The 16,448-nt window shown below is 65.7% G+C and carries 19 protein-coding genes and 1 tRNA gene; 6 read left to right on the top strand and 14 right to left on the bottom strand.

Features of this window, described 5'->3' with window-relative positions; translation table 11 throughout:
* Positions 1-263: 263 nt before the first annotated feature.
* The 4 genes from ACFPCV_RS24945 to ACFPCV_RS24930 all read right to left on the bottom strand — a co-directional run bounded on the left by ACFPCV_RS24945 (position 264) and on the right by ACFPCV_RS24930 (position 1,646).
* Positions 264-512: an AMED_5909 family protein gene (locus tag ACFPCV_RS24945; RefSeq protein WP_378058755.1), complete on the bottom strand. Its 249-nt coding sequence runs from the start codon at positions 510-512 to the stop codon at positions 264-266.
* Positions 512-781, bottom strand: coding sequence for a hypothetical protein (locus ACFPCV_RS24940; protein ID WP_378058723.1), 270 nt, complete (start codon positions 779-781; stop codon positions 512-514). Before ACFPCV_RS24940 ends, ACFPCV_RS24945 begins: the two co-directional genes overlap by 1 nt.
* Positions 778-1,053, bottom strand: coding sequence for a hypothetical protein (locus tag ACFPCV_RS24935; protein ID WP_378058722.1), 276 nt, complete (start codon positions 1,051-1,053; stop codon positions 778-780). Before ACFPCV_RS24935 ends, ACFPCV_RS24940 begins: the two co-directional genes overlap by 4 nt.
* 110 nt (positions 1,054-1,163) lie before the next feature.
* A complete protein-coding gene (locus tag ACFPCV_RS24930; RefSeq protein WP_378058721.1) occupies positions 1,164-1,646 on the bottom strand; it encodes a hypothetical protein in 483 nt (160 codons plus the stop codon).
* Positions 1,647-1,833: 187 nt separating this feature from the next.
* Here ACFPCV_RS24930 and ACFPCV_RS24925 point away from each other — a divergent pair, with 187 nt between their 5' ends.
* Positions 1,834-2,508 (top strand): GntR family transcriptional regulator, encoded by a 675-nt coding sequence (locus ACFPCV_RS24925; RefSeq protein ID WP_378058720.1) that lies wholly within the window; start codon positions 1,834-1,836, stop codon positions 2,506-2,508.
* Positions 2,509-2,574: 66 nt separating this feature from the next.
* Here the strand turns inward: ACFPCV_RS24925 and ACFPCV_RS24920 are convergent, their stop codons facing one another.
* From ACFPCV_RS24920 to ACFPCV_RS24900, 5 genes are all read right to left on the bottom strand, one after another.
* On the bottom strand, positions 2,575-3,414 hold the full coding sequence (locus tag ACFPCV_RS24920; RefSeq protein ID WP_378058719.1) for a hypothetical protein: 840 nt from the start codon (positions 3,412-3,414) through the stop codon (positions 2,575-2,577).
* 247 nt (positions 3,415-3,661) lie between these two features.
* The gene (locus ACFPCV_RS24915) at positions 3,662-4,588 is read right to left on the bottom strand and encodes a hypothetical protein (protein WP_378058718.1); all 927 of its coding nucleotides are present in this window, start codon (positions 4,586-4,588) and stop codon (positions 3,662-3,664) included.
* Positions 4,585-5,328 carry a hypothetical protein gene (locus ACFPCV_RS24910; protein WP_378058717.1) on the bottom strand — a complete coding sequence of 248 codons (744 nt, stop codon included), beginning with the start codon at positions 5,326-5,328 and terminating at the stop codon, positions 4,585-4,587. Before ACFPCV_RS24910 ends, ACFPCV_RS24915 begins: the two co-directional genes overlap by 4 nt.
* A gap of 210 nt (positions 5,329-5,538) precedes the next feature.
* The gene (locus ACFPCV_RS24905) at positions 5,539-6,159 is read right to left on the bottom strand and encodes a hypothetical protein (RefSeq protein ID WP_378058716.1); all 621 of its coding nucleotides are present in this window, start codon (positions 6,157-6,159) and stop codon (positions 5,539-5,541) included.
* A 1,509-nt stretch (positions 6,160-7,668) separates the two neighbouring features.
* Positions 7,669-7,741: transfer RNA gene (locus ACFPCV_RS24900), tRNA-Arg, on the bottom strand.
* Between the two features lie 63 nt (positions 7,742-7,804).
* Between ACFPCV_RS24900 and ACFPCV_RS24895 the strand changes: the two genes are divergently transcribed.
* The 3 genes from ACFPCV_RS24895 to ACFPCV_RS24885 all read left to right on the top strand — a co-directional run bounded on the left by ACFPCV_RS24895 (position 7,805) and on the right by ACFPCV_RS24885 (position 10,251).
* The gene (locus ACFPCV_RS24895; protein ID WP_378058715.1) at positions 7,805-9,463 is read left to right on the top strand and encodes an SDR family oxidoreductase; all 1,659 of its coding nucleotides are present in this window, start codon (positions 7,805-7,807) and stop codon (positions 9,461-9,463) included.
* An 18-nt stretch (positions 9,464-9,481) separates the two neighbouring features.
* Positions 9,482-9,958, top strand: a complete 477-nt coding sequence (locus tag ACFPCV_RS24890) for a hypothetical protein (protein ID WP_378058714.1) — start codon at positions 9,482-9,484, stop codon at positions 9,956-9,958.
* Between the two features lie 62 nt (positions 9,959-10,020).
* Positions 10,021-10,251 carry a hypothetical protein gene (locus tag ACFPCV_RS24885; protein WP_378058713.1) on the top strand — a complete coding sequence of 77 codons (231 nt, stop codon included), beginning with the start codon at positions 10,021-10,023 and terminating at the stop codon, positions 10,249-10,251.
* A 38-nt stretch (positions 10,252-10,289) separates the two neighbouring features.
* On the opposite strand, the gene ACFPCV_RS24880 is transcribed toward ACFPCV_RS24885, so the two are convergent.
* A complete protein-coding gene (locus tag ACFPCV_RS24880) occupies positions 10,290-11,366 on the bottom strand; it encodes a DUF3103 family protein (RefSeq protein ID WP_378058712.1) in 1,077 nt (358 codons plus the stop codon).
* Between the two features lie 233 nt (positions 11,367-11,599).
* Here ACFPCV_RS24880 and ACFPCV_RS24875 point away from each other — a divergent pair, with 233 nt between their 5' ends.
* Positions 11,600-12,745, top strand: coding sequence for a hypothetical protein (locus tag ACFPCV_RS24875; protein ID WP_378058711.1), 1,146 nt, complete (start codon positions 11,600-11,602; stop codon positions 12,743-12,745).
* Between the two features lie 364 nt (positions 12,746-13,109).
* On the opposite strand, the gene ACFPCV_RS24870 is transcribed toward ACFPCV_RS24875, so the two are convergent.
* The 4 genes from ACFPCV_RS24870 to ACFPCV_RS24855 form a co-directional block, all read right to left on the bottom strand.
* Positions 13,110-13,385, bottom strand: a complete 276-nt coding sequence (locus ACFPCV_RS24870) for a DUF1048 domain-containing protein (RefSeq protein WP_378058710.1) — start codon at positions 13,383-13,385, stop codon at positions 13,110-13,112.
* Position 13,386: 1 nt separating this feature from the next.
* Complete coding sequence (locus ACFPCV_RS24865) at positions 13,387-13,743, bottom strand: DUF1048 domain-containing protein (protein ID WP_378058709.1); 357 nt, start codon at positions 13,741-13,743, stop codon at positions 13,387-13,389.
* Positions 13,740-14,066 carry a PadR family transcriptional regulator gene (locus tag ACFPCV_RS24860; protein ID WP_378058708.1) on the bottom strand — a complete coding sequence of 109 codons (327 nt, stop codon included), beginning with the start codon at positions 14,064-14,066 and terminating at the stop codon, positions 13,740-13,742. Before ACFPCV_RS24860 ends, ACFPCV_RS24865 begins: the two co-directional genes overlap by 4 nt.
* A gap of 250 nt (positions 14,067-14,316) precedes the next feature.
* On the bottom strand, positions 14,317-15,255 hold the full coding sequence (locus ACFPCV_RS24855; protein WP_378058707.1) for a pectate lyase family protein: 939 nt from the start codon (positions 15,253-15,255) through the stop codon (positions 14,317-14,319).
* 408 nt (positions 15,256-15,663) lie between these two features.
* Here ACFPCV_RS24855 and ACFPCV_RS24850 point away from each other — a divergent pair, with 408 nt between their 5' ends.
* Positions 15,664-16,434, top strand: a complete 771-nt coding sequence (locus ACFPCV_RS24850) for a family 16 glycosylhydrolase (protein WP_378058706.1) — start codon at positions 15,664-15,666, stop codon at positions 16,432-16,434.
* Positions 16,435-16,448: the final 14 nt, after the last annotated feature.

Here is a 16,448-nt window from a genome sequence, read left to right as displayed (position 1 = left end):
AACTCTTCCCGGCCATGATCCACATCCTCACTCAACGAGTGAGTCTCCATCAGACCCGGGGCGGTTCACAGTAGCGTTCGGTCCCCGATTCCCGATGGCAGGCGCGCGACCAGGTACTTGCGTGACCACCCGTTCGCCTCACGCGCACGCCGCAACTCCTCACCCACAGCACGCGCAAGCGCCTTCTCCGACACCTCATCGGACACCACACGAGCGGTCACTCCATCACCTCCCCGATGCGACCTTTCATCCGAACTGTCTACTCAGGAATCCTCGTCGAGCGTGGGATCAAGACGGTGCTCGATCTCCCGAGCACGCCGGATCTCCATCCCCGCGTACTGCGTCGTCTCGTGCCGGTGCCGAACGTCCACCTTGGCTGTCTGGGCGTAGACGTCCGCGCTGCTACGATGGAACGTGATCCACTCCGACGGCTCCGCATCGCGCGCCGGACGCGCGTGGATCAACATCTCGTGTACCTCTGCCAAGGTCCGCGGTTGCCTGTCACCCCGCATCACTGACAGACATCACCCGGACGCTCCGCCGCCTCGTCAGCGACCTGATCAAGGAACGCTTGGCCTTTGAGGACCAGTTCCTTTCCCAGTTCGATCGCCGCGTCTGGACGCTTGAACCACAGGTGCACGGTCGAGGTCTCGCCGGTCACCAACGTGTGCGCAGCGCCGATCCGCACTTCCAACCGGCTGTCCGCGCCCTCCTCGACCGTCACCCGCATGCGCGGCGAGGTCATCTCCACGTAGATGTCCAGCCCGAGGCCGCCCGTCATCGCGGCCTCCCACGGCGTCCGCACCAGTCGCCCGCCTGGTGCTCCATCGCTTCCGCCGCAGTCAGAAGCGCGGCTCGTAGCCACCACTCGCTTCCAGGAACCGTGTCCGCCATCCGGCGCCACGTCACCGCAACCTGTGCCGACAGGCGCGCCAGCACCTCCCGCTTACCGATGTCCCCGTTGTCCATCAGTTGCGAAGTAGCGAGGTAGTCCCGGTAGATGCCCTCCCAAACACGCAGCAAATCCGCAGGCACCAAGTCCGCACCGCTCATGTCCGCCACCTCTCCGCCAGACGTGGCCGGGGGAGGGCCGGACGGCAGTACCGTCACCGATCCCAACTCGGCCAGCTCCCCGTGACCACGCCTGGCGTGCATCTCGTGCTTCACGCGGCCTTGTCCGCCGAGTTCGATCCGGCCGACTTGCCTGCTGACCGGGTGCCAGTCGAACCGCCAGCGGTACCGCCGGCCGCGCCCGCCTCCCGGAACCCAGTCGCACGGAACACGTACGACAGGTACTTGAACTCGCCGTTCCCAGCGACGCGCGGTTCCGCCGTCAGCCCGTCCAACTCGATAGGCCGCACACCGGGCAGCGCCTCCATCGTGGTCGGCACCGGCTGAACCTCCGCGAGCATCGTCACCTCGAACGAGGCCCGCTTGGCCTTGGCCTCGTCCGGGTCGGTGACGCTGACCTTCCACTGCCGAAGTCCCGTCGCCTCGTCGATGCGCTGACGCACCGGTCGGTTGCGTGCGCGGTCGTCCTGAGACTGGAACTCCGTGTCCGGCTGTACCTCGCCCACCATCACGAGCCCGCGCGGGAACGCCTCCGAGAACTCGATCGGGAACCTGTAGCCCTTGCTGATAGCCATCTGTCTGTTGTCCTTCAGTTCGCACCAACGAGCGCCCATCGGACCGCCCGCCCTGTCGTGCGCTCTTCACGACCAGGTGAGACCATCGTATACGTAGCTTCGTATACGCACAACCTCTGCGTATACGAAGGCTGCTACGCTTCAGCAGACGCCCAGCTCAACGCCGACTTCCGAAGGGGCTAGAACCATGACGCAGCCTGCCTACGTCTCGATCGCAGGCGAGTACGCGCGCCGGATCAGGAGCGGGGAACTACCGCCGGGAATGCAACTGCCGAGCTATGCCGAGATCGCCAAGGAACAAGGCGTTTCGGACATCGTGGTTCGCAAGGTCATCGAGCTGCTGCGCAGCCAAGGGCTCGTACGCCCTGTCCGGCGACGCGGCATCTTCGTGGCCGACCGCCCCAACCTCGTACGCATCTCACCCGAGCGCCAGCTCCAGAACCCGGAGGTCACCTTCGGCACGGAGTCAGAACGCAAGATCGAGGTGGACCGCCAGGAGGAGCGGGTCAGTGCCTCCGAGGAGGTAGCGGAGGCCTTCGGCATCACGCAGGGCGACGAGGTGAAGCTCGTGGTCACGCGCGTGGCCGAGAGCGGACGCCCGATCTCGATCTCCGACACCTACCAGCCCCTGGACGCGCCCGACCTCTCCGCGGCTACCGACCTCGAAGAGACACTTTCCGACCAGTTGCCGTCAGCGGTCCACGCCGAGTGGTTGCGCACCACTCCCGGCGATCTCGTGAGGTCAGTGCGTCAGCACTTCATCACCGACGATGGCCGGGCCATCATGGTTTCTCACGTCTCGTATCCGATGGATCGATACGACGCGTTCGTGTTCAGAATGAAGATCACGCGCGAATCTTGACCACCAGGTCATGCCAGAACCGTCTGGGCTGAATCTGAGCACATCGGATTCAGCCCAGACCGCTCTTCAGCGCCGAACCCAGCCTTGCGCCACGTCCAGCAAGTTCCACCACGCAACAAAGCCAGGGTCTTCGGACTCCAGCTCCCACGCGGCAGACAGCGCGTCGAAGAAGGCATCGTCACCCGTCATCCCACCCTTGGGCTGCCCGATGAAGATCAGGCGCGAGCCGCCCGCCTCCTCGAAGGACCGCAGGACCTCCGACGCCATCGTGTTGCCCCAGCCTGGCGGCCAACACAGGAACAGCACCGCGTCGCCGTAGCCGTCCTTGTTGGCCTCGAACTCCGCCAGGTCACCGACGTGATGCCAGACAACATCCGCCTGTCCCGCGGCCCGCGAGAACGAAGCGTTCTCCGTCTTGTCTGGTGGCTCGAAGTCGTAGGCAGCGACGTTGACCCCGCCGAGGGAGAGCTGTTCGGCCCAGTACCCGCGCCCAGCGCCGTGCTCGACGAGCTGCCGACCGGCACAGAAGTCCGATACCCATTCGACGGTCTGCGGCGATGGGATCGCGTACGCGTAGATCTCCTGTAGCGCCATCTGAGCGTAGGCGAGTCGGCCGCTTCCCTCCGCATTGCCACCGTTGACCACTTTGCGGCCTTCGTGTTCGTTCACGAATGGAGCAACGAGGTCCCAGTAAGGATTGGCGCTTACGGTACGGTCACCGGTCACGTAGTGAACGAATCGCAAGTCGAATGCTGCGTCGACTTGAAGATTCCCAGTCCCCGGCAAAGTCGGAGCCATTTCGAGGTAGTCGCTGACCTTCGGGAACTCGGCACGTAGGCGATCCTCGTCGTCCAGCAGTGCGAGCAGTTCCCCACGACGTTCCGCAGTCAGTGCAAGTTCGTCCACCTGTCCATTCTTGCATCAGATTGGCGCACTCACCACCTCGACCAGTCAGGTGCTCGATAAGCCATGTGACACACGCGTGACCGCGCTACAGTTCGTAGTCGTTGCTAGTTTTGATGATGTCGACTCCGCGCTATCTAATCACTTGTATCGACTGCTGCAAAGTGGTCGGGATCCAAATGGCCTGCCTGGAGGAATGGACGGCAAGTTGCAGGAAACATGGCAAGCGCACCCATGAACCTGGCTTGTGTCAGTACGGTTCGATGTCATCGCCGTCGCCCAATTCTCGTTCTGCCTCCGATGGTTCAATCGCAAGCGTTGGTTCGGGTTCAATCTCTCGATCGCGAAATAGGTGTGGTATGGGTTCCATCTGTCGTGTGCGTTCTACGCCCACGATCTCTGCAACCAAGTCAATGGCAGCTTCCTCATCTTCCACATCCACTGTATTAGCGTACCGTTCGATAATATCAATTTCGCCTTCATTTCGACCAAATTTGTCTCGACGATAGAATGCCAAGAAGCTCAATGTAGTGTCTACTCGGTATGCTGCTTCTGCGCGCGCAAAGAACGAGTATGCATAAGGCGGACTGGAGACGTTATCCATGAGGTGCATCCGGCCATTTTGATACCCAAACCTGAATCGGATGTTATCTTGGATTGAGTTACCGCCACGCGGCCCTCCCGCAAAGACACCTGGGACTGTGACGTTCTTGTTGAAATGCGCCGGTACGCTTTGAAGGATTCGATCAACCTGCTCCGCAAAGGAGTCAGGGTGATCCTCTGCAACAGAAGATGTACGGCCTTCTCTATTTGGATCGGCAACTACCTCTTGGTACAACGCGTCTAGCTCCACATCGATATTCTCCGGGGATACGTCAAATATGACGCCGCCGCGGTCTATATAATACGGATAGTCAGGTCGACGCAGCCGACTGCGTTTGACATCTTCCCAATGTCCAGAAGCAGCTTTGCGACGAAAATATGCGATCCATTCTTTGTAATTCTGCAGATCGTTGACACGAGTTCGTACTGATCGACCATCAACTTTGCCAGGCTCTTGCTCGGCGAAGAATCGAACTCTGGCAATGCCCTCAACAATTAGCGCTACACCAATATTACGCGGTTCGCCCCGTTTAAGATCTGGCAAGTATCGGATGACGTCCCAGTCGGCGTTCATGAGATGTTCTCCTCCGACGTCTCACCCGCGGTCTTCGCGTCTTCTTTGAAGCGCATTAACGCTGATACGAGCCGCGTGATTACTTGCGCACGCTCGCAGAGGAACGTCTGTAATGCACCAGCGTGCTCCTTGCTGATAATTTCGTATTTCACCGTCGGCCAGATCGCTGCTCGTATCGCCTGCGGTTGAACACCCCTGACGCGTCCACACCAGTGGCTTACGTCGTCCCGATTGACATGGTGGCTAAATATATGATTGCTAAGAGTTTGCTGCACGCACTGCTCAATAATCTCTTTAGGGTTCTCACCTTTAGGGCACAAGGCAGACGCATGGTCTATGAGCCATAGTCCTACCGTTGAGCTGTAAATGATATTGTCTTCATGTCGGTCGTCATTTAGGATCCAAGTGTCAAATACAAGAGTGCCTGCGGTGAATTTGGGTTCTTCGGCGCAGATCTTCTCCGTGTCCGCCGGGGGCGGAGATTCTCGCATGACCAAGGGGGTTACCCAGTATTTTTCGGTCGAGTCATAGCGCGTCGCGAAGTCGCCGGGAGGGCTAGGCAGGCCGATGATCGCAGCCAGTCTAGCGCAAATATACTCGTTTGCTAGGTCATATGTTTCTGGTCCGACCTCCTCCTTTAAGAGGGCTTGAACCGTCCATAGCAGCGGTCCCGTCCTGCTCACTCCGTCGAGAGGGCCAAGTATCTGCTTCACCTTGAAGCCAGGTTCGAGACGTGCCACAGCAACTCCCAATCGTTTCGCTTGACGCATGCAGCGCTGCGCTCAACAGACGCAGAATAACTCAATTGTGGCGGTGAGGTCATCTTGTGAACGCGGGCAGCGCTCATGCCGTCACTTCCTGCAATCAGGCGGCTGCAAACATGCCATACGGTCTGGTTGCACCCCATGCTTGGCCGCGTGGGTCATCTCTCGTGATGACCTTGCAGCGGTCTATACCTCGTAGCGATACCAGTCCGGCCCGTTAGGACGGAACGTGTGGGCCACTGACATGTCAACTCCCTCTGACTGCACGTTGACTGGTACGCGCACAGGAAGCGAGGATCCGACCCGTCGCCAGCGCAAGCCAGCGGCGTCGGTGAACCCGATGACCGCTTCCACTCGCTGCGAAGGCCCCACAGCGTTTGACGCGAGGGCTGGTCGGTAAGTAGTCGTGACAAGCAGCATGTCTGTGCCGTCAGTCCGCAGCACGCTGGGCGCGCCCTGGTACTCCGTGTACGCAGGAACGTCGGCGACCTCGCCACCCTTCTCAGGATGGACAAACTCTTCTAAGCGCGGGTCAAGAATGAGGGCTGCGCTGTGGTTGGTGATTCTCACAGTGAGGTCATAGTGGCTACTGAATTCTGGATCGTCCCACTCGCTAGGGGTGAACTCGACCGTCACCAACCTGGCCTGCTGGATCTCACGCTCTGCCTGGTCCTCGCGCGCCTGCTGAGCAGCCTTGGCTATCTGGACCTCTCGCTCGGCTTGCTCGGCGCTAGAGCGTCTGGCGGCCTCATCAGCCTGCAGGCGCGTCGTGAAAACCGCCACGGCCACCGCGAACAGGGCCCCCACGGTCCCGGACCAGGCGGCGAGCGCCCCCCACCATTCGACGGCATCAGGACGCCAGCTACGACGACACCGACTGCAACGACGCAGATGCCCGCAAGCGCGCCGCGCTGCGCCCCGACCAGCGCCGCACGTTGTGGATAGTCAACAACGTCTCTTCTTGATCTTCTGGTCACACCCAGTGCATCGCGCCTCACCGGCCCGCGTTTCGCAATGGCGGCCTGACACGTCGCGTCTCTTCCCCGGGTCCGCAGCAGCTGTGACTTGTCGGCGCGTCAATGTGGTGTTGCCGACCTGCAACGAAGCGTCCGGCGCATCTTTGAGTGTTCGCCGCACAACTACATAGGCGTAGATCCTATTGATTAGGACCACAGCCACAGCCACAAACGGCGCATTCGCCAAGAGTTGGCTCCACACGACGCCACCAGCCCTGCACGCAGCAACCCCGGAAAGTTGCTACGGCTTGTGTGTCGCGTGCCGTAGGCCATCTGCGCTGGCGATTAAGCCTTGGTTCTCTCGAAACTGCGCACCAAACTCCGGGTTGAGCGCTGCCTGGTTGGTGGGCGTATCAGCTCGCCAACCAGGGGCGCTCATGGCGCTCATCAGCACTCAAGTCTGGCGCTGGAAACCAGCACGCATGCAAGAGTACACGCTTTGTGTGAGCCGAGCCATGCGCAACTGTCCCACACCGCTGCCGTCGGGCCGTCTCGCTAGCTACGGGCGGTCCGCCCTCCAGTTGAAAGTATCAAGTACTCGCGACACATCAAGGTGGATAAAGTAAGCCGGTTGTTCGCATGCTGCTGAATTCGGCTCTAGGGGATCAAGGCGGCGCGCAAACGCGCCGCGCGGGCGGACGGCCTGCCGCTCCGCTCACGGCCGCCGCCCGCCACCCACAAAGCGACGCCACCCAACAGCCCCGAGCCATGGCACCAGCGACTCACCGCGGCCGTCCCCTCGAACAGCCGGTGATCCTTTAACACCGGCCTGCCGCCATCAAGGGCGCTCCTCCGTCGCGTCGCTGCGCGATGGGCTGCGCCCACCCTTGACATCGACGACCCGGCGCTACCCGACGGCCCGTGCGAAGGAACGGACCGCACCAGGCCACCACCTCCGGGAGCACCAGCCATGCGCCGCCACGTCAGCACCCACCAACTCGTCCTCTGGCCGCGCCACGAGATCACCGAGGCATGGGCGCCAACCGGCATCACCCACCCTCCCCGGACAGACGAGACCCCCGACGACGGGACCAGGCCAGATCGCGTCATCGGGGGTCAGCGGAAGTCGAGGCGGCCTCTCAGCAGGGTCACGTCCGCCCTCCGCTGTGCCCACGGGCGGGAGCGGCGAGGGAGTGCAGCGCGGAGCCGGACGGGCGGCCGTGGCAGAGCCCTCAGGGCAGAAATAGGGCACAGCTGTCCGTGAATGTCCGTGGATAGCCGGACACGGCCGGACAGGCCATGATCATTTGGTGAGAGAGTTTGGCCTGGTCAGAGACCGAAATGCCAGATGGGAGAGGGGCGCCCACGGCAGGATTTGAACCTGCGACACCTGCCTCCGGAGGGCAGTGCTCTATCCCCTGAGCTACGTGGGCTCGTCTTGCGACTTCGGGAAGCTTAGCGCATGCGGTTTCGGGGGTTGCGGCTACCGTGGCTTCATGGGTCGACGGTGGGTGGAGTCGGGTGGGGTTCGGCTTGCTGTTTATGAGGACGGGCCTGTTGACGGGGTGCCCGTCGTGCTGGTGCACGGGTATCCGGACAACGCCTCGGTCTGGGACGGGGTGGTCGCCGAGCTGGCCGGGCGGTTCCGGGTCGTGCGGTATGACGTGCGGGGGACCGGGGAGTCCGGGGCGCCCGGCTCGCGTGACGGGTATCTGATCGAGCGGCTTGTCGAGGACCTTGCCGCCGTTGTCCGTAGTGTCGCTGACCGGCCGGTGCACCTTGTCGCGCACGACTGGGGGTCCATCCAGGCCTGGGGCGCGGTCAGTGACCCCGACCTGCGTGGGCTTTTCGCCTCCTACACCTCCATCTCCGGGCCCGACCTCGATCACCTGGGGGCCTGGATGCGGACCGCTGACAAGCGGCGGGTGCTTCGGCAGCTCGTCCACTCCTGGTACATCGGGGCCTTTCAGGTTCCTGTGCTGCCCGAGCTGGTGTGGCGGGTTCCCGGTCTGCGGCGGAAGTTCCACGCCACCTACCGGGACGCCAGCAACGGGGTCGAGCTGTACCGGGCCAACATGGTCGGGCGGCTTTCTCGGCCCGGCGCCCGGCGGACCGACGTTCCTGTCCAGCAGCTCGCGCTCACCCGGGATCCGTTCGTCACGCCGTCGATCCTCGAAGCCGCCGACCCGTGGTGTGCGCGGCTCTGGCGGCGGCCCGTCGCCGCCGGGCACTGGGTGGTTCGGGACAACCCGCGGCTCGCCGCTCGGATGGTGGTCGAGTTCGTCGACCACCTCGGCGGGAACACCGCGTCCCGGGAGCTTGCCAGGGCCGTTGTCGGGGAGCGCCGGGCCGCGTTGGGTGGGCGGCTCGCCCTCGTCACCGGGGCCGGCAGTGGGATCGGGCGGGCCACCGCCGTCGCGCTCGCCGCCGAGGGGGCCGAGGTGTTGTGCGTCGACATCGACTTCGACGCCGCCACCCGGACCGCCGCCGACGTCGAGGGCGCCGCCTTCCAGCTCGACGTTGCCGACGGGGCCTCGACACAGCGGCTCGCCGAGCACGTTCTTGCCGAGCACGGTGTGCCCGACCTGGTGATGGCCAACGCGGGGGTCGCGGTCGCCGGGTCGTTCCTCGACACCGGCGTCGAGGACTGGCAGCGGGTCCTGGACGTCAACGTCTGGGGCGTCATCCACACCCTGCGTGCGTTCCTGCCGCCACTCGTCGAGCGCGGGGAGGGCGGCAACGTGGTCATCACCGCCTCGGCCGCCGGATACCTGCCGCTGCCGTCGCTGCCCGCCTACGGGACCACCAAGGCCGCCGTCCTGATGCTGGGGCAGTGCCTCGCCGGGGAGCTGGCCTCCGACGGGATCGCGGTCAGCACGATCTGCCCCGGGTTCGTGCACACCAACATCACCTCGGCCGCGCGCTTCGCCGGGACCGGTGCCGACGAGGAGAACGAGCTGCGGGCGCGGGCCACCGAGCTGTACCGGCGGCGCGGGTTCGGGCCGGAGAAGGTGGCCGCCGCCGTGGTCGCCGCGGTCCGGGACGGGCGGACCGTGGTGCCCGTGACCGCCGAGGCCAAGGTCGGCGCGGTCGCCAACCGGATCTCACCGGCCGCCACCCGGGCCATCCTGCGTGGTATCGGGCGCCGGATGTGAGCGTGCCATCGTGTGCGGGTGGACCACCTCAAGCGACTGCTCATCGCGGCCATCAACGAGCGGAGTGGCCATCAGGTCGGTTCCGACGAGCTGATCCGGACAGCGCTCGACGCGCTGATCGGGGGAGTCGACACGCCTGCGCTCCGGCAGTTGGCGGGGCTCACCCGCGGCGAGGAGCCCGAGGCCCACGACCTCTTCGAACAGGTCATCCACGAACTCGACCTCGCGCCCTCGTTGCCGGACCACCCCGCGGACGCGCGGTGGGTGCTCATTCGCTGGTGGTGCCGGTTGATCGTCGACGGCGACCTCTCCCCGGTCGAAGGTGGGCAACGCATCTCGACCATGTGGAGCGAGGTGGGGTATGCGGACGCGATACGTCCCATCGTCGGTGCGGTCAGCCAGTGGGAGGACTGGACCGAGCACTACGACGTTGCCCGTGAGACCTGCGCCGAGGAGATCGTCGCGGCGGCCCAGCAGTTGCTCGACCGGACCTGACCACGTTCCCGGGGCCGGGCACCGGCTTCCCACAGGTTCTAGACTCGGGGCGGAGGGGTGCCATGACGGATGAGGAGCTTGTCGTCGAGTTCGCGCTTGCGCGGCTCGACCATCCGGGCCTCGACCTCGGGGAGGTCGCCGCCGTTGTCGTCGCGCGGCTGGGGACCGACCGGATGCTCGAGTTCGCGGCACGCAACCTCGCCACTCGCGGGGAGTTGCGCGGGGCCGCCTTCCCCTGCGCCGTCGAACACGTGCTGCGGGTCATGTTGCTGCTGCGTGGCCCCGTCGACTGACGGTGCCGCCCGGCGGGACACCGGGCGGCACCGTGTCGTCACAGTGGTTGCACCCAGTACGGCCTGACGGAGATCGTGCCGTTCGCGGCCGCGCCGCGGAGAGTGCCGGACGTGGCGGTCGACAGGGTGTACCAGGAGTCCACGTAGTCGGGGTCGTCGACCCACCATGAGTCCGGGATCGCGTTCAGGATCGCGCTGACCAGCGGGATGTACACGCCGCCGTCGACGATGGTCAGCAGCGCCTGGCTCAGTGCCAGCGCGAGCTCCCGGTAGTTGGTGCCGCCGTCCTCCTCCATGAGCACCAGGTCGGCCAGGTTGTACTTGTACGACGAGAAGTGGACCAGCAGCTGGCCGGGGTAGTAGGTGGTGCCGTCGTGGTCCAGGTACGGCATCTCGACGGTGTCGACCTTGACCTTGCCGTCCTGGCCGAAGCCCGCCGCGATGGCGAAGATCTCCGCCTTGCCCTTGTGCCACGGTTCCATGTCGTCATCGAGACGGATCGACGTCACCTGGGTCGCCCAGTAGCCCGCCGCCGCCCGGGGCTGCGTGGCCTGGCCGCGTTCCGACAGCGTCGTGCGCATCACGGCCATGCCCATGGTCACCGCCGCCCCGGTGTCGACCTCCACCAGGTAGACGGGGCGGTCGGGGACCCTGTCCGGGGACAGGAGCACGCGGTTGGCCGCCCGGTCGTAGGCGGTCACGCTGACCCCGGTGTCGTCGCTCGGGGAGGACGCCACCAGCGGCGCCACGCCCCGGCGCAGCGCGGGGACCATGCCGGGGTCCGCAAGCCGGACGGTGAGCAGCGATGCGCCGTTCTGCGGCAGGCCCTTCGCGGCGAGGACGGTGCGGTTCGCGGCGCGGACGGCCCGGCCCAGCGGGCTGGTCTCCGGAGCTCTGGCCAGGTTCACCGCGCGGTCCGCGGTGGCCGGGAACAGGTTCCTCGCGTCGGCCGCGAACTCGCCAGCCAGTTGGCGGGCCAGGCGGTCGGTGACCACGCCGACCGGGTCGGCGGGCACCGGTTTCGCTTGTGCCGCCGGGGCGGCCAGTACGCCGACGGCGACCACGGCGGCGGTGAGTGACGAGAACGCCAGGCGGATGGGACGTGACGACAACACAGGTCGTGCCTCCTCGGGCTCCACGTGCAGGGTGGGCGTGGGCCATCTGAAAGTAAGACGAACTTTCATATTTGCTGTCAACGCATCGGCGACGGATGCGGCCACTGGACGGCGAGGATGCGGCCTATCGGCCGCCGCCGACCGGGCTCGTGATCGGACGGTTGGCGGGTGACGGCGTGGGTCCTCGTCTCAAGACTCGAAGGCATCCCTTCAACCCTGCGGAGGAATTCGACATGATGTGGAGATTGCTCGCCGGTGCCGTACTGGCCGGCGCGTTGGTCACGACCGGTCTGACACCGGCCGTGGCCGCGCCACCCCCGGACCTCGAGACCGCGGTCACCGACTCGATGCTCGCCAAGGCGCGGGTGGCGTCCGAAGCCGAGCCGGTCGTGACCACCACCAGGAAAGCGGCGGGCTGGGCGTTCGGGACCGCGGTGCTCGCCACCGGGCACGAGGTGGACCGCCATCCCGAGGGCTGGCTGTTCGTCGCAGAACGGACGGGGAAGGGCTGGCGCGTGGCGCTCGAGGGCGAACCCGCGTTCGCCGAGCTCACCGGGCGCGCGCCGGTGGTCCAGGCCGGGGAGCGGGCCAGGCTCGCCGGGCTCGGCGGACAGCCGGGCGTCCAGGCGGGCAACGACCTGCGCACGGGCATGGCGTTGCCGTATGCGGTCGGGCAGAGCTGGTACATGTACGGGGGGCCGCACGGCTGGTCCGGCACCCCGGCGCCGTGGAGCTCACTCGACCTCGCGGGCGGTGACCAGCGGGTGCTGGCCGCGCGGGCGGGCACCGCGTACACGATGTGCACCGGCTGGCTGCGGGTCATCCACGACCGCGGCTACTCGACCGACTACTACCACCTGTGGAACAACATCTGGGTCGACGGCGCGGGCGTCAGCCAGGGCACGTTCCTCGGCAACACCGGCACGGACGTCACCTGCGGCGGTTCCGCGTCCGGCAGGCACGTGCACTTCGCGCTGCGGCAGCACAGCGCCTACGTCGGGATCGGCAACCACAACCTCGGCAAGTGGGTGCCGCAGAACGGCGGCGCCGCCTACCAGGGGTCGGCGCTGCACGGCAGCACCCGCGTCTACGCGGGCGGCGCGCTGTACAACTACGGCGCGCTCGGCTTCAACCAGGGCGTCATCGACGCGAACGGCGGCACCGCGGTGAACAAGCGGTCCGGGCCGGGCACCGGCTACGGCGTCGTCGGTTCGGTCGCCGACGGCGCGACGGTCACGGTGTCGTGTTCCGCCAATGGGACCTCGCACGCGGGCCGGTGGGGGACCACCAGCCTGTGGAACCGGCTGACCGACGGCACGTGGGTGACCGACGCGTTCATGTGGACGGGCGTGAACGGCGCCGTCAACGGCAGCTGCTGACACAAAGCAGGGGCCCGGCAAGGTAAACCGGGCCCCTGCTCGCAGCCCCGCCCTGACGGCACAACGAGTGCCGTCAATGGGCCGTTCAGGGCGCCCAGCGCCCTGAACGCGCCTTTCAGGGCATTGCCACGCCGTCAACGCGAACCCGGGCGCTCCGCGTAGCGGGCCCGCAAGCCACGCAACCCCGGCGGTGGCGCAAGCCCACCACGCAGGCAGACCCGCCCAACCGCCGCCAACCCACCCCTCCGCCACCCCCGAGACCTGCCCGTCCGGCGAGGACAAATTCACAAGGAGCCAGCACCGACCCCGGGCCGGGAGCCACACGACACCGGTGCGCGCACTGTTGCGGCGCACCCCGCGAGGATCACGTCCGCTGTGCGCTGTGCACCAGGTCGTCGCAGAAGGCGGCGATGTCGTCGCCGACGACTTCCAGGGCTCCCTTGCCTGCCGCGACGCCCTCTTCGAAGAAGTCGATGATCCCGGCGAGGAGGTTCCCCTCAGGCAGGTCGACCGCTCCCACCTTGAAGACGTACTTCTGCATCTCCTTGTAGACGATCCGGTAGTCCGGTGGGAGTGCCTTGACCCGCGCCGTGTGCGCCCGCCACTGCTTCTTGCCCTCGATGATGTCGTGGATGCCCATGTCAGCCTCCCAGCCGGGCCAGTTTCCGTGCGACGTTCCTGTTCAGCTGCTCGCGCCACCGGTCGCGGTAGCTCCGGCCGCCTTCTCCGTCGGCCAGGGCCGCGCAGAAGCCCTTGATGTCCTCGCCCAGCACGTCGCGAACGTTCTGCCCGTCGGCCGCGGTCTCTTCGAGCAGGCCCAGTGCGCCGTCGAGAACCGGCATCAGGTTTCGGCCCGTGAAGTCCGAGTACGGGAAAAGATGGGCCTTGACCTCTTCCCACGCTGCCCGGTGGTCGGCAGGCAATGCCTGGGCCCTGGCTTCGAGCGCCTTCCATTCCCTCGTGAGATCGCTGCCGGTGACGGTCTCCCAGAAATTCATCTCCCGCTCTCCTTGAGCTTGGCGATCCGTGCGGTGATGTACTCCCATTTCGCCCAGAACGTCGCGAGTTCCTCGCGTCCCGCCTCGTTGAGCGCATAGAACTTTCGCGGCGGGCCCATCCCTGACGGTCGTTTCGTCACCTGGACGAGCCCGTTCTTCTCCAGTCGCATCAGGATGGTGTAAACGGTTCCCTCGACGACGTCGGTGAAGCCGAGTTCGTTCAGCCTGCGCGTGATGGCGTACCCGTAGGTCTCCTCGCTGCCGATGATCTCGAGCACGCAGCCCTCGAGCGTGCCCTTCAGCATCTCCGTCAGGTCGTCCATCGTGGGTCTCCGGTCCTCCGGGTACTCGGTGATAACGAGTACCACTACACAGTAGCACCGAGTACCGGACACGCGCAGCCTCGGGGAGCGAGTCCGGCTCGCGCACTCGATCCGAGCAGTGGAGAACGCTCCCCCATGAAGAAACGGCCGAGGCAACGACGCTCGTCGTCCACGGCCGTCAACTTGTCCGCAAGGGGAGGCGGCGGCTGACGGGCGCGTCCTGGGCCGGACGCGCCCGCCTGCCGTCAGGTCAGTGCACGCCCGCGCCGGAGGTCACGATCGACTTCACGTTCGCGGCCGTGTCCGTGCCGTAGGAGTACGGGATGCCCGCGACGCTGCCGCCGGTCTGGCCGGCGCCGGAGTTGACCTTGTAGTTGTCCCGCGCCACGAGCGAGCCCTCGTCGGAGCTGCCCTCGCCGAGGTGGTACGGGTCCTCGACGTTCTCGAAGTAGTTCTTCTCCACGAGGACGCCCGCGTTCTCGGTCGACGCGACGCCGTAGCTGCCGATGTTGCGGTAGTAGTTGTTGAACACGTGCACCGGGTTGCCGAACCGGACGCGCGGGTTGCGCTGGTTCACGCCGTCGAAGTAGTTGTGGTGGTAGGTCACCCGGAGCTTGCCGCTGTCCTCGCCCGAGTTGCTGTCGCTGTGGCCGAGGAGCGCGTTCTTGTCCTGGTTGTGGAATCGGTTCCAGGACACGGTGATGTTGTCGGACGCGCGTTTGATGTCGAGGTTGCCGTCGTTCGCGTCGGACAGGTTGTTGTGGTCGATGAACACCCTGGTCGAGTACTGGACGTTGATGTTGTCGTCGCCGGAGCCGGTGATCGTCAGGTTCTGGATGATCACGTTGCTGACCTTGCTGATGTTCAGGCCGCCGCCGGTGAGCCTGCCGGACGTGCCGAGGCCGACGATCGTCTTGTTGGACGCGACCTTGTTCATGCCCGACAACGAGATCGTGCCGCTGACCTGCACGATGGTCGGCGAGCTGCTCTGCACGGCGGACAGGAACGCGCTGGTCGACGACACGGTGACGGTCTGCCCGCCCGCGCCGCCGGTCGTGCCGGCCCCGAAGCCGATCGGTGCCGCGTAGGCACGCACGTCGGCCCCCGCGGTGCCGCCGGTCATGGCCACGGTGACCGCGCCTGCCGCGAGCATGCTCGCCGCGGCGATGCCCGCGATGGTTTTGCGCATGGTGTTCCTCCTCGTTGAGTTACCTGCCGATCGAGAAAACGTCGTGCCGTTCGCACAGACGCGCCACCACGGCGCTCACCACCGCGCACGAAATCGGATGGTCCGGGGGTGAGCGTTGCGGTCTGGGAGCGCTCCCAATGAACCGTACTCAGTGTTAGCACCAGTTCGGGACAGGTGTCAACCAGGAATGCGCTTGCCTAGCGGTAAACGGATCTTGGCGAGGGCTGCTACGGCGGTCCGGCCGGATCATGAGAGCGTTCACATCGTCACGCACTGTTGACGAGACGTGGCCGACGGTTCTAGCCTGCATGAGGAAAACGCTTTCCCGTCGAAGGGGTGGCAACGATGCCTCGACCCGTCGAACCGCCACGTGCCGGCAATGCCTGTGGCAGAAGAACATTTCTCACGTTGGCCGGTGCGGCCGGCGCCGCGCTGGCCGGTGCGCCACCCGCGGGCGCGGCCGCGTGGGAGACCGTCCTGTCCGGCTCGTTCGCCAACCGAGCCGCACTCGAAGCGGGCTGGCACTACCGCTACCCGTGGGGCTCGGACCACAACGGCAGCGCCAGGATGTACGCCAGCTCCAGCGACATCAACCACGTCTACCTGGAGACCTCTGGTGTCCTGACCATCAAGGCGACCCGCATCGACTGGGACGAGGGCAACAGCTCCGCGGACCCGTATCTGCCGATCCGGTACCACTCCGGTGCGCTGCACGCGCGGCAGCAGGTGGTCGTCACCGACCAGTTCCCGAACTGGGAGGTGAAGGGCGAGTTCCAGGCCCCGGCGACCAGGGGTGCGTGGCCGGCGTTCTGGCTGACCGGCGTGAACAGCTGGCCGCCGGAGAGCGACATCCTGGAGTTCAAGGGGGACAACAGGAACTGGTTCAACACCTACCGCAACGCGAGCGGCGGCTGGTCGAACACGATCGTGAGCGTGGCCAACCCGGGCGCGTGGCACGGCTACCGCGCGTGGATCACGAAGGCCAACGCGACCGACGTCGACATCCACTACTACCTCGACGGCAACTGGGTCGGGCAGCACCGCGGCGCGAACTTCGTCGGCCGGCCGATGTGGCTGATCCTGAACCTGCAGATGGAGGGCTCGTCCGGGTCCCCGGGACCGGCGGGGGCCACGTACTACCGCGCCAGAAACGTCTACATCGGACGAAGCCGGGTGTAGCCCGCCGAGGTCGG

Source organism: Actinophytocola glycyrrhizae (genome assembly GCF_042653545.1).
GTDB lineage: Bacteria > Actinomycetota > Actinomycetes > Mycobacteriales > Pseudonocardiaceae > Actinophytocola > Actinophytocola glycyrrhizae.
The sequence above is the reverse complement of the archived record's forward strand: the minus strand, read 5'-3'. Positions and strand labels throughout refer to the sequence as shown.

Coding starts and splice junctions, on each gene's coding strand:
- ACFPCV_RS24875 (WP_378058711.1), top strand. CDS start 11,600: ATGATGTGGAGATTGCTCGCCGGTGCCGTACTGGCCGGCGCGTTGGTC.
- ACFPCV_RS24940 (WP_378058723.1), bottom strand. CDS start 781: ATGACGGGCGGCCTCGGGCTGGACATCTACGTGGAGATGACCTCGCCG.
- ACFPCV_RS24860 (WP_378058708.1), bottom strand. CDS start 14,066: ATGGACGACCTGACGGAGATGCTGAAGGGCACGCTCGAGGGCTGCGTG.
- ACFPCV_RS24870 (WP_378058710.1), bottom strand. CDS start 13,385: ATGGGCATCCACGACATCATCGAGGGCAAGAAGCAGTGGCGGGCGCAC.
- ACFPCV_RS24865 (WP_378058709.1), bottom strand. CDS start 13,743: ATGAATTTCTGGGAGACCGTCACCGGCAGCGATCTCACGAGGGAATGG.
- ACFPCV_RS24935 (WP_378058722.1), bottom strand. CDS start 1,053: ATGAGCGGTGCGGACTTGGTGCCTGCGGATTTGCTGCGTGTTTGGGAG.
- ACFPCV_RS24855 (WP_378058707.1), bottom strand. CDS start 15,255: ATGCGCAAAACCATCGCGGGCATCGCCGCGGCGAGCATGCTCGCGGCA.
- ACFPCV_RS24925 (WP_378058720.1), top strand. CDS start 1,834: ATGACGCAGCCTGCCTACGTCTCGATCGCAGGCGAGTACGCGCGCCGG.
- ACFPCV_RS24915 (WP_378058718.1), bottom strand. CDS start 4,588: ATGAACGCCGACTGGGACGTCATCCGATACTTGCCAGATCTTAAACGG.
- ACFPCV_RS24895 (WP_378058715.1), top strand. CDS start 7,805: ATGGGTCGACGGTGGGTGGAGTCGGGTGGGGTTCGGCTTGCTGTTTAT.
- ACFPCV_RS24930 (WP_378058721.1), bottom strand. CDS start 1,646: ATGGCTATCAGCAAGGGCTACAGGTTCCCGATCGAGTTCTCGGAGGCG.
- ACFPCV_RS24945 (WP_378058755.1), bottom strand. CDS start 512: ATGCGGGGTGACAGGCAACCGCGGACCTTGGCAGAGGTACACGAGATG.
- ACFPCV_RS24885 (WP_378058713.1), top strand. CDS start 10,021: ATGACGGATGAGGAGCTTGTCGTCGAGTTCGCGCTTGCGCGGCTCGAC.